Source organism: Pantoea sp. SGAir0215 (assembly GCF_043543215.1).
The window spans coordinates 2,336,339-2,348,911 of record NZ_CP028031.1; the positions used below are offsets into that span (position 1 = coordinate 2,336,339).

The window sequence follows — 12,573 nt, forward strand, 5'->3', positions numbered from 1 at the left end:
CAGTCCATATTTTGTCTCATCGCGCGTTAACGCATATTCACCGATGACCAGGCCCGGTTTTGGACCCGTAGCAGGGGCAGTAAAGGGTATGATGCGCAATTCAGTCCGAGCCCGGCAAAATGGGATGTTGTGTTGAGTAGTGGGCACACTCCCCGGAAGCCAACCAGAAAGTGTGCGATGAAACTGAAGGGTGCAGTGATGATTTTAAAGGCGCGAAGAGGCATCCAGCCGGATTTGCAGACGGCTTATGTTTTCGGTTATCTCCGCGGTTCTGTCGGCCAGTTCGCGGATTTCGCTGGCAATAACAGAAAACCCTCGTCCCTGCACGCCGGCTCTGGCGGCCTCAATGCTGGCATTCAGTGAGATGAGTTTGATCTGAGCGGCAATATTGGCATTTTCAGAGACTAAATCAGCGATCTCACTGACAGAGGCTGATGCCTCATCTCTTCGCTGGCGTTCATGCTCAGCCTGAACTTCCTGGTCTTTCAGCGTCTGTATATCGATCAGCGCCCCGACCGCCCGCAAAGGTATACCCTCTTTGTCCCGTCGGGTCTGCCCACGTGCACGGAACCACCGGTAATTGCCGTTTTTGAGTTTAACGCGGTATTCAACGTCATAACCTGTTGCGCCCGAATGGTCGTTAAGGTGTTTGATAAAGGCATCCAGCGTGTGCTGACTGTCGTCGGGATGGAGACGGGAAGCCCAGCTGTCAATCACATCAGGAAACTCTTCAACGGTTTCGAATCCAAGCAGTTTTCTGAACTGTGGGGACCACCAGAAAACGTTATTCGGATGTAAAGGGTCACCATTGATGATCTGCAGGTCCCAGAGCCCGTCATTCAGCATTTCACGCGACAGGTTGAAGCGGGTCATGACAATGTCATATTCGCTTTCGTGCGCCACGTCCTCACTGATGTTCAGCAACGTACCTGTCAGCCTCTGGTTATGGCCGTCAGCGCCGCGCTCACGTTTAACGGCTACCTGAAACCATTCGTAGCTGCCGCCTGCCGTCATAAAACGGCATTTATGGGTCACACCGGAAGCGGCAGAGGGCTGAACGGTTCGTAAAAGCTGTCTGAAATGACTTTTGTCTTCATCATGAACAAGCGAGCAAAGCGCCGAGAGAGTCAGAATATTGTTGCCCCCTTGCGGAAAATTAAACGGCGCGGCAGATGAAATCCAGAGCGGAGTGCTGTCGGTGATGTCTTTCCCCTCACAGACCCACAAGAATTCTGGCAGCAGAGCCAAAAAACTGTCCAGACGATCGGATAACGCCCCGCATGGCGGCACTTCTTCGACGGGCACCTCCTGGCGTGGCGGTAAAATGACTTCTGGCGCGGGCGGGGATTTCCTGAATAATTTGCCTAACATAACTGCTCCCTGTGATTAAAATTAATTACAGACTGGTTATCGGCCATGTTGCAGGATGCATAAGTCAGCTAAATGATGAAATTTTCTACTGTTTAGCCGGGCAGCTTTGTCTGCAGATCATGTAGGGTAATGCCCGAATGGGGCTTTTTTTCGCGGGCCGGTCTCTTACAACGCAGAGAAAGGAAACGGGGCAGGCCTTATAATCACAGACCGCCGCCAAAAAATATTCGCGCCTGGCAGACGCAGTACAGCCGATAAATCTGACCACATCAACCGCGATATTTTCGCCAGTCTTTTGCTTTTGCCGTCTTACCCATCATTTACCCCTGGTTATTACAGGCCCACGTGAAGTAGGTTATCCACTCCGCCATCATCGCCAACAGGAAACCCGGATGAAAAACGTTTTCGCGCTGTTGTTTGGTCTTGCAACACTTATCCCGTTGCAGGCTTCGGCTGACAGTACATTTGTGTTTTTCCGTCATGGCGAAAAGCCCGACAACGCCAGCGGGCAACTGACCTGCAAAGGGCTGAATCGCGCCCTGAAACTGCCGAGGGTATTGCTCAGCCGTTACGGCAATCCCGATGCGCTTTATGCCTCGGCACCGAAAGAGGATAAAACCGGCAGTTCACTGCGCCCGCTTTCAACCCTTATTCCTCTGGCGGTACAGGTTTCTCAACCCGTCATACTGCGCTTTCACGCCGACAAGCCCAATAAGCTGGTCGCGGATCTGCTGGCAGAAAAAGCGGTGCCTCTGACGTTTATCTCCTGGGAACACAAAAATCTGGTGACCGCTGCGCGCAGGCTGGTTGAAAAAACGGGTGGGGATGCCGGGCAGGTGCCGGACTGGTCAGCAACCGATTTCGATTCTGTCTATGTGGTGAAAATTGACGACAATCAGCATTTTAAATCCTTTAAACAGGATGCCGAGGGACTGAATGGCGTTTCATCTGACTGTCCTGACCGGTAGAAATGAATGCGCAGGTGGTTTGACATGAAAGCCTGTAACGAAGCCGCTAAAAGACAGCGATGCCTGATGGCTGAGAAACGGGAAAGGGGAGAGCTGAGAGCGGCGCGTTGAGCATGAAAGAGGCCAGCATCTGCATCTGGCCTCTGTCGGGGTCAGACCCTGAACGTTTCCACAATCGCCTGGAGCGCATGCGCCTGATCAGACAGACCGTGAGACGCGGTGGAAGATTCCTCAACCAGGGCCGCGTTATTTTGCGTGACGCCATCCATCTGACTGACGGCGATGCTGACCTGCGAAATACCCTGCATCTGCTCAGTCGATGCCAGTGAAATCTCATCCATGGCGGACGCCAGTGAGCCGACCATACCGACAATCTTCAGAATACTTTCCCCCGTTCCCTGTGCGACGCCCACGCCGCTTTCCACCTGCGTAACCGCCTGCTCAATGAGCTGCTTGATGTCACGGGCTGCCGTCGCACTGCGCTGCGCCAGTGTTCTGACCTCCCCCGCAACGACCGCAAAACCCCGGCCATCTTCACCGGCGCGCGCGGCTTCTACGGCGGCATTGAGCGCCAGAATATTAGTCTGGAAGGCGATGCTTTCAATCACGGCGATGATGTCGCGAACTTTAAGCGCACTGGCCGAAATCGTGTGCATGGTATCCGACATTTTCTGCACGTCAGTTTCCCCCTTACGTGCCAGCAATGCGGTCTCACGGGCAGACTCGGCGGTCTTCTGCGCACTGGCGGCATTGTTTTTCACCGTTGTCGTCAGCTCCTCCATACTGGCGGCCGTTTCCTGTAACGCGGCGGCCTGCTGTTCGGTTCGGGAAGACAGCTCGGTGTTACCTCGTGAGATTTCATCGGCCGCCAGCGAGACGGAAGCGGATGAGGCTTTAATCTGCGATACCAGGTCACGCAGGTTGTCCTGCATGCCTGCCAGTGAGGCCATCAGGCTGAAAGCATCATCGCGGCGAAGTTTAACCGGCGTACTCAGATCGCCGGCGGCAATAGCGGCGGCCAGCGCCTGTGCCTGGGCGGGTTCTGCGCCCAACTGTTTCTTGATACGGCGCGTAATCAGCCAGCTCATGACAAAGCCCAGAGCGATAAACACCACGGTGAGCACGCTCAGCGACAGGAACACGCCTGCCAGCCCCGTTTCGGTCTTCACTGCCGTACCGCCGGTCACACGATCCTGATAAGCCACCATATCGCTGACGGCTGAGCGGTAGTTCGCCAGGTCCGTCAGTAGCGCGTTGTCGATATGTTCACGGACGGCATTGCCGTCCTGTTGCAGGACTCGCGTCGCACTGGCCTTGAAAGGCGGCGATGACGTTTCGATTTTTTTCAAAAAGTCAGAGGCTTCATCCACTTCGCTGAGGTTAATACCCGGAATAGTACGCGCTCCGTTAATCAGCGTGCGGAAGTGGGCGGTGGTGTCATCACTGTTTTGTTGTAATGCCGCAAATTTTGCAGCGATATCCTGTGTGGATGCGTGCCTGTCACCCGAGGATGCCGCCAGAAGCAGCGTAGTTTGCTGTGCAACGTTGTCCTTAATGGTCTGTAAGGTGCGTAAATCATTGAGTCGGGCCACCGTCAGCTTCTGCTGATCTCTGACCGTACTGAGCTTGATACCGGCAAAAAGGGTAATACACACGCCGAGCATGATGACGGTCAGGAAAGCCGCGTTGAGCATCATGTTGAGTGACATTTTTCCTGGTCTGAACATAAGGTTCTCCATAAGAATTGTTTCCGCTAATGCTGCAAAAAGGTTATCGGCAGGCCCGGCCAGACAAGGAATAATTTACATAGTCAGTCTCTGTCTTTACATAACCTCCCACGTGGCGGCTTGTTCAGGATGAAGCAAGGCAGCGGTAGCACCGCGTTTTTGCTGCGGGGACAAGCCAGTCTGCCGTGACGGTGTCCCTCGTCTTCCCGGGGCGTTTGTCAGTGACGCGCCACGCAGGACGAAAAAATTTCGCCCCAGCCCGATCATCACGGTCAATGCGACGCCTGGCTGCGGCTCTTCAGCAGCCTGTCAGCAAGACAGGGCAGGGGCTTGGCGGGGATCATGCGAGGTGATTCGCAACTGAAAAGCATAAATCACTACGGTTCGCTTGTTTAATGCCGATAACACGATCACAGCGCAAGTGCTGGCAGAAGAATGAAAGGCAAAACGCCCGGCGTTTCCCGACGTGCAGCAATATGATGCGGCCGTCTCACGGCGGCTCAACCTTTCATGACTGACTGAAAGAGAGGGTGACGGCAGACATTCCGCCAGCGCGCCTTTTTCAGATATGAAACCTCGTCATTTTATGAGGACTTAACGACTAACCGATCACCCATAACGGCCGGATGAAAACACGCGGCAGGTTGCAGGCACCTGAATGAACACGAAAAGAAAAAATGCGACATTGCATACCTGCTTTAAGAAACGGCTTCAGGCCGGTGAATTTACGCCTTATTTTCAGCCGATTGTGTCGCTCGAGGATGAGCGGGTAGTCGGCTTTGAAATGCTGGCCCGCCGCGTTTTACCGGACGGGCTTATTATCCCGCCCGATCAATTCATTCCCGAAATGGAACGTCAGGGCCTGCTGAATGAACTGACCGCCGTCCTGTTAACCCAGGGCATTCTGACCGCAGGCACCTGGCCCGAACAGCAGTTTTTATCGGTTAATGTTTCGCCTTCCCAACTGAAGGGCCGCCATCTGCCTGACATCATCAAGCACGTGGCAAATCAGTACGCCTTCAGTTTGCCCAGGCTCAAGATAGAAATCACCGAAACGGCTCTGATAGATGATGTGGATTCAGCACGTGCGCAGATTGATTACCTTTCAGATATGGGCTGCATGATAGCAATGGATGACTTTGGCACCGGATTCTCAAGCCTGGCCTGGCTCATTCAGCTTCCTGCCACCACAATCAAAATCGACAGCAGTTTCATTCGCTCAATGCTGCACCAAAAGGACAGTCGCAAGATTGTTTCCAGCGTTGTCGGCCTGGGACGCAGCCTGGATATGGACGTGATCGCCGAAGGGGTTGAAACAGAGGAAGAGGCGGAAATGCTGCGGAAAATAGGCTGCACCTATGCGCAGGGCTATTTATTCGGCAAGCCGCTGACCGCAGATGAGACGCACGCGTTGCTACTCACCCGACCGGGTAAAAAATTTCATCGCAGGGTACAACGCATGTCTCTCGATCAGCGCGCGCATCAGATCTCGTCCATGTACGCTGCGCCCGGGACCTCCATCTGTTTCCTCAACACGGATCTCCGGATCGTGGATGCCAGTGAGACCTTCGCCGAACGCGTCTGCTGGGAGCTGGACGATCTCATCGACCGTTATATCTATGAAGTCATCCCTTCGGAGGCGGATAAACTGTTATGGCTTCAGGACTTCCGCGAAAAAGGGCTGCCTTACCCGCCTTATGAAGTGACGCTGCCGGGCGGTCGAATTGATCTGGTTATCATTACCCGGGTGGAGGATGAAGCCAAAGACTTGCTGGGCTTCTGTGTGTTCGGTATCGACATCAGTAGCCGGATGGGCACAGAACACCCTGTGGAACAGGATTTTTCCGCTAAACAGCAGGGCGCGGAAAGTAAGATATTACCGGGACGTTCAAAACCAAGCTGAATGGGCACGCTGCCGCATCGTAAAAACCTGCGCCCTCGCAGGCACCTCATCGGACGGGGCAGGCCGGAGATCACTTACCTGCTGCCATCTCCCTGCCTGATAGCGTTGTGCACGTTTATGTCTCCACACCGGTCTGACCCGCCAGACCGGCTCAGCACCGAAGGAAAGAACCGTTAGCACACAGGCAGGATCAGCGTATTGCCTGAATCTGTATTGACAGAGTAAGCATCCGGCAGCCTGTAATTAAAGCCCGGCGTGAACGGGCCACAAGCGCGAATACTGCCATGATAAATTAACACGCAGAAAGGTAATATAAGCCAGGCCGTGATAATCCCCTGCCGGGCATAATGCGCAACCTGTGAAAAATAAACACGATTTTCTGTCAGACAGAAGGAATTCATGTTTTCGGATACCGTCTGTAATTAATCTGTTCAGGTTTACGGCCTTGCTGTGCATTAAATCAGCAGGCGGCTTCGCTTTTCTCCTTTGTAACTTCCGTTCACATAATCATCTTCTCAGATAAGTCATTGTAAAAAAAGTCTAAGTTATTTTTATTTGAATTAATTTTCACGATGAGCAGCAATTTTATTTATCTCAGTTACGCTTTTAAGACTGATTTAAAAAGAACATGAAGGCAAATCTTAACCACGAAGGAGAAATGTATCGCAGGTCATTCCAGAGGGAATCTGTCATTATTCCGCCGTAGTTAAATTTGTCGGAAATATCCGAAAATATTGCGCAACCCTAATTATTTTAAAAACAGGGCAGGCAATCACGCTTTTTAGTCACGCGTATTTTAAGCGAACGGCCTCTTTCCACAGCGAACGCACGATTAGCGTCAGGCTGATTAACCAGCCCAGAAAATCCGATGCCGCTCGCCGTCCCGGTCAGGGCCGGTGGGCGCCAAATCATCCATGACCCGAGGGGAAAAATATGAAAGCAGTCGTTTATAACGGACCATACGATGTGTCAGTAAAAGACGTGCCCGATGCCAAAATTGAGCGTCCCACGGATGTTCTGGTTCGTATCACCACCACCAATATTTGCGGATCTGATCTTCATATGTACGAAGGGCGTACCAGCTTCGAACAGGGCCGTATCCTGGGCCATGAAAATCTGGGGCAGGTGGTAGAGATCGGCAGCGGTGTGGAGCGCGTGAAAGTCGGAGATTATGTCTGCCTGCCTTTCAACGTCGGCTGCGGATTCTGCGAAAACTGTGAAAAAGGGCTGACAGGCTTCTGCCTGACGACCAATCCAGGCACGGCAGGGGCGGCGTACGGCTTTGCCGAAATGGGGCCCTGGTCTGGTGGTCAGGCAGAATTATTGCGCGTACCCTTTGCCGATTTTAACTGCCTGGTGCTGCCACCCGATGCGGTTGAAAAGGAAGACGATTACGTCATGCTGTCTGATATTTTTCCCACCGGCTGGCATGCCACTGAACTGGCGGGGCTCAAACCCGGCGAAAGTGTGGCTATCTATGGTGCAGGGCCGGTAGGACTGATGGCGGCGCATTCGGCGATTATCAAGGGTGCCTCCGAAGTGTACGTTGTGGACACGCATGCCGACAGGCTGGCGCTGGCTGAAAAACTCGGTGCCATTGCCATTAATGCCACCGGGACCGATGCGGTAAATAAAATTCTCGACCTGACGGATGGCCGGGGCACCGATTGTGGCTGCGAATGTGTGGGATATCAGTGCTGTAACAAACATGGGGTTGAAGATAACGCCGACACCATGAACAGCCTGGTGGCCTCCACCAAAGCGACGGGCGGCATTGGCGTGGTGGGCGTGTTTGTGCCACAGGATCCCGGTGCTGCCACCGATCTGGCGAAAGAAGGTAAAATGCCTTTCGACTTCGGCAGCTTCTGGTTTAAAGGCCAGTCTGTCCGCACTGGCCAGGCAAACGTCAAAGCCTATAACCGCCAGCTGGCGCGTCTGATCGCGCAGGACAAAGCGAAGCCGGGACAAATCATTTCCCACCGACTACAGCTGACAGAAGCCGCAGAGGGCTATAAACATTTTGACAACCGCGACAGCGGGTGGACAAAAGTGATTTTAAAACCCTGAATAAGTTGCAGTTAACCGGGCCGCCGCAGTCTGGGATCTCGTCTGAGTACCGGGGACCGGACTGTTGGCGGTTAAAGACGGCCCCTGTGGTTAGCTGACTGACCGATGACGTTTTATCTCAACAGCATGGCTGGCAAAGGACGAGGCCGCCTCGCCTTCACCGTGCCAGCGTAAGTCACAGCCCATACCTGCTGTGGAAAGGTCTGGTACAGAGCGGCGTTTATAACGCGAGAGAAACGTGAATATAATCGTTTGGCATCCGAAAGTGTGCACCGAAAAAACGCGGGTCTGTTATATGATGGCGCTACGTCATTTTACTGGCTTTATTTTAGCGAAAAAAAACCGCCGGCGCGGCGGTGAAGTGAAACAGTGAAATTCGGTTTGGGGAAACCTGTCGCTAAGTTAATTTCACAAAATATTTTTTCGCAAGCGTAAGCGGCAACCAAAAACTATTAGGAAGGGAGCAAAAAAAAGAATTTAAGAGTTTTCCTGGTGGCTGGCTGCCTGTTTCATATTCCGTTGGTATAAGAATCCTGTTTCCGATATTGCGCTTACACTTTGTTACCCCTTTTCCCTCAAATTCTCCTGCCGTCTCGCCTGATTTATCGACTGTGCACAACTAGTTTTAACAGGAAATAAAAATTACCTGGCCTTTATACAGGCAGAAAGCCGATGACCGCTTATCCCATCCGCGAAAAGAAAAAAGGTAAAATCATGGAAACATGCACCATTGTCTACAACGGGGAACGGCTGTCAGGTCAGGCAGGTTTGCCCCTGATTGATTTTCTCGAACTGCACGGCAAAAAACTGCCGCATGTCTGTTATCACCCCGCTCTGAAGCCACTGGAAACCTGTGATGTCTGTTGGGTAGAGCATGCGGGCAAACTGGTGCGGGGATGTACGCTAGAAACCGTGCACGACATGGTGGTCAGCAGCGTAGATCCGCAGGCGCAGGCGGCGCAGGAAGAGGGCATGGACCGCGTTTTGGCGCGCCATGAACTTTACTGTACGGTATGCGAACACAATACCGGCGACTGCACCTTACACAACGCGGTCAGCGATATGGCGATACCGATCCAGTATTATCCCTATGAACGTAAACCTGCGGAAAAAGACCATACCAACCCCTTTTATACTTACGATCCTGACCAGTGTATCCTCTGTGGTCGCTGTGTAGAGGCGTGCCAGAACGTCGAGGTAAACGAAACGCTGTCTATCGATTACACCGCCGACCATCCGCGCGTATTGTGGGACGGTGGCGAGCGCATAGCCGGATCAAGCTGTGTGAGCTGCGGCCATTGCGTTACCGTTTGCCCCTGCAATGCGCTGCTGGAAAAAACGATGCAGCCCAATGCCGGTCCCTTCACCAATATGCCGGAAACCGTGAAGCGTCCGCTGATTGACGTGGTTAAAAAACTGGAAAACAGCATCGGCGCGGGACCCGTTACCGGTGTTTCACTGATCGATATGGCGATGCGCCAGTCTGAAATTAAAAAAACGAAAACGGTCTGCACTTATTGTGGCGTAGGCTGCAGTTTTGAAATGTGGACGCGTGATCGCCACATCTTAAAAGTGCAGCCGGTTGCAGATGCACCCGCAAACGGCATTTCAACCTGTGTAAAAGGCAAGTTTGGCTGGGATTTTGTGAATGATCCGCACCGCCTGACTACCCCGCTTATCCGTGAGCAGGGGCGCTTTCGTCCCGCCAGCTGGGATGAAGCGCTGGCGGTTATCGTCCAGCGCCTGACGCAGATTCATCGACAGTCGGGCGGCAACAGCATCGGCTTTATCGGTTCCAGTAAAGCCAGTAATGAAGAAGCCTATCTGACACAAAAAATCGCCCGTTTAATCTTTGGCACCAACAATGTCGATAACTCCTCCCGTTATTGTCAAAACCCTGCCACCCAGGGATTGTTCCGGACCGTCGGGCATGGGGGCGACGCGGGAACCATCAAGGATATGCAGCAGGCGTCGCTGATCATTATCGTCGGCAGCAACATTGCAGAAAATCACCCGGTCATTGCCTCCCATATCAAACAGTCCCATAAACATCACGGGCAGCAGCTTCTCGTTGTGGATCCCCGTCGCCATGAAATGGCTGAGCGCGCGGATCTGTACCTGCGGATTAAGCCGGGTTATGACATGGTGTGGGCATCGGCGATGGCGCGTTACATGTTCGATCACGGCTATGCCGATGAGGCCTTTCTTGCCGAAAAGGTCAATAACGTCGCCGAGTTTCGGGCGTCGCTGGCACCTTTCACGCTCGACTATGCCAGTCAGTTAACCGGTCTGAGCGTGCAGGAACTGACGAACGCGGCAGAAATGATAGGCCAGGCCAAAAGCGCCTGTCTGTTGTGGGCGATGGGCATTACGCAGCACAGTCACGGTTCGGATACCAGCACCGCACTCTCGAATCTGCTGCTGGTGACCGGCAACTATGGTAAGCCAGGCACCGGCGGGTATCCCATGCGCGGCCACAATAATGTGCAGGGGGCCAGTGATTTTGGCTGCCTGAGTAATGTCTATCCCGGCTATGAAAGCGTCACGGATCCGGCCGTGCGGCAAAAATGGGCGGCGGCCTGGGGCGTCGATCCGGAAGCGCTTTCGGCGGAAGAGGGCGCAGATAATTACCGGATGATCGAGCAGGCGCATCAGGGCACGCTGAAAGCGATGTACATCATTGGTGAAGAAACGGCATTTGCGGATGCGCATTCCACAAAAGTCCATGAGGCGTTCAGTCGGCTCGATTTTATGGTGGTGCAGGATATCTTTATGAGCCGGACGGCAGAATTTGCGGATGTCGTGTTGCCTGCCTGCCCGAGCGTCGAAAAAGAGGGGACGTTTGTGAACACCGAACGGCGTATTCAGCGCTTTTACGAGGTGCTACCGCCCTTAGGCGACAGTCGTCCCGACTGGCGGATACTGACCGAACTCGCCAGCCGTCTGGGCCATCCCTGGTATTATCAGCATCCCGCCGACATTATGGCGGAAGCGGCGCGCATCGCCGGTATCTTTGCCGGCGTCAGCTATGACCGGCTGGCGGGCTGGCAGTCACAGCTCTGGCCTGTCAGCGCCGACGGCAGTAGCACGCCGTTGCTCTATACCGACGGTTTTCACTTCCCCGATGGCAAAGCGCGGCTCTATCCGTTGCAGTGGGAAGCGCCTGCCGAGGAGAGCGATGCCCATTATGATCTGCTGCTTAACAACGGCCGCATGCTGGAGCATTTTCAGGCCACCAACCAGACGGGGGCGGGGGGACGAATCACCTCGCTGTCGCCTCACTGGTACGTTGAAATCAGCCCCGCACTGGCGCAGGAGCGTCACTTGCAGGAAGGCGACTGGGTCAGACTGACGTCACGGCGCGGTGCGCTTGAGGTGCCGGTGATCATTACTGAACGCGTGGCAGGTAATATCCTTTTTATCCCGATACACCATGGTAAGCCGGGCGTAAACGGACTCACGGGGGATCATCACGATCCAGACGTGCAGACGCCAGCCTATAAAGAAATTGCCATTCGCCTGGAGAAGCTGGCGCGTCCTCCTCACGCTTCACCGCTGCCGTCGCACAATTTTCGCCATGGGCACCGCACGCCGCGCGATCATCTGCCCGTTGAGGATAAATGGCGTCAGCCAGGTTATACGCTGCCGCCTGAACACACCGCCCATCCGGAGAAGTTTTAATGGCTGAACCGCTAAAGTATGACGTGCCGCCCACGCGCACCGAGCCCACAGCAAACGAAGCCCTTGCCACGCTCCTGGAAAGCCTTCATCAACATGGCTTCCTGCGTCTGGCTACAGATATCGTCAATGCCAATACCCAGATTGCCGGAGTGCTGGTTGACGGCCTGAACCAGCCTGGAGCGCTTAATGCCATGCAGAATCTGTCCCTGGTCTTTAAGGCGCTGGCAACGATTCCCCCCGAAGAGTTCAATCCTGTGCTGTTGGGGATCGTTAATGCCGCAAAAGCGATGCGGGGGGCCGGACTGGCCGGGGAAGACAAAAGCGCACCCGGCATCCGCGGCATCATCCGATTACTGAAAGATGAAGAGTTATGGCGCGGGATTAAACCGGCTCTGGCAGGCGTCCGCGCGTTTGGACGTGAGATGAAACAGCCGTCTGAAAAACCGATCAGCCGGTATAGTGGGAAGCCTACCCAAAGTTGAGTATCGGGTAACGGTGGTTTTCCCGGGAGCCTGTTGTGCCGGTAATCCAGCCCGTCCGGGCTGGATTACCGGATCCGTTCAGGACGCTGGCAACAGGCGCAAAATGTGCCCGTTTAATAAAGATGATTCACTGACATCCGCTGTTTAAATAAGGGCACCGCACTGCGCCATTTTCTCACTTATTCTCCCTTCATGTTGCGGACAGGGTATTAACACACCATCAGCGGGCCAGATAAAAAAGTTCCGTGCCGCCTGACCAATCTGTTTTTATTCCCGGCAGGCCAGAACACATCTTTACGTGTCGGCCTGGTGCAAAAAAACGCCGTCTGTGACTGCCCGCTCTTATTGATCATATTAATGAGGATGAGGAAAGC

General features: G+C 53.8%; 7 protein-coding genes. 5 read left to right on the forward strand and 2 right to left on the reverse strand.

Annotation, left to right across the window (positions count from 1 at the left end):
• Positions 1 to 204: 204 nt before the first annotated feature.
• On the reverse strand, positions 205 to 1,371 hold the full coding sequence (locus tag C1N64_RS11000) for a methyl-accepting chemotaxis protein (protein ID WP_162285599.1): 1,167 nt from the start codon (positions 1,369 to 1,371) through the stop codon (positions 205 to 207).
• 392 nt (positions 1,372 to 1,763) lie between these two features.
• Between C1N64_RS11000 and C1N64_RS11005 the strand changes: the two genes are divergently transcribed.
• Positions 1,764 to 2,339, forward strand: a complete 576-nt coding sequence (locus tag C1N64_RS11005) for a histidine phosphatase family protein (RefSeq protein WP_205951782.1) — start codon at positions 1,764 to 1,766, stop codon at positions 2,337 to 2,339.
• 152 nt (positions 2,340 to 2,491) lie between these two features.
• Here C1N64_RS11005 and C1N64_RS11010 read toward each other — a convergent pair whose 3' ends face one another.
• The gene (locus C1N64_RS11010; protein ID WP_394514796.1) at positions 2,492 to 4,066 is read right to left on the reverse strand and encodes a methyl-accepting chemotaxis protein; all 1,575 of its coding nucleotides are present in this window, start codon (positions 4,064 to 4,066) and stop codon (positions 2,492 to 2,494) included.
• A 658-nt stretch (positions 4,067 to 4,724) separates the two neighbouring features.
• On the opposite strand from C1N64_RS11010, the gene C1N64_RS11015 reads away from it, so the two are divergent.
• The 4 genes from C1N64_RS11015 to C1N64_RS11030 all read left to right on the forward strand — a co-directional run bounded on the left by C1N64_RS11015 (position 4,725) and on the right by C1N64_RS11030 (position 12,199).
• Positions 4,725 to 5,969, forward strand: a complete 1,245-nt coding sequence (locus C1N64_RS11015; RefSeq protein WP_058701691.1) for a sensor domain-containing phosphodiesterase — start codon at positions 4,725 to 4,727, stop codon at positions 5,967 to 5,969.
• A 933-nt stretch (positions 5,970 to 6,902) separates the two neighbouring features.
• A complete protein-coding gene (locus tag C1N64_RS11020; RefSeq protein ID WP_039340758.1) occupies positions 6,903 to 8,036 on the forward strand; it encodes a glutathione-independent formaldehyde dehydrogenase in 1,134 nt (377 codons plus the stop codon).
• A 714-nt stretch (positions 8,037 to 8,750) separates the two neighbouring features.
• Positions 8,751 to 11,717, forward strand: a complete 2,967-nt coding sequence (gene fdhF, locus C1N64_RS11025; protein WP_394514797.1) for a formate dehydrogenase subunit alpha — start codon at positions 8,751 to 8,753, stop codon at positions 11,715 to 11,717.
• A complete protein-coding gene (locus C1N64_RS11030; RefSeq protein WP_039340755.1) occupies positions 11,717 to 12,199 on the forward strand; it encodes a DUF1641 domain-containing protein in 483 nt (160 codons plus the stop codon). Before fdhF ends, C1N64_RS11030 begins: the two co-directional genes overlap by 1 nt.
• Positions 12,200 to 12,573 lie beyond the last annotated feature (374 nt).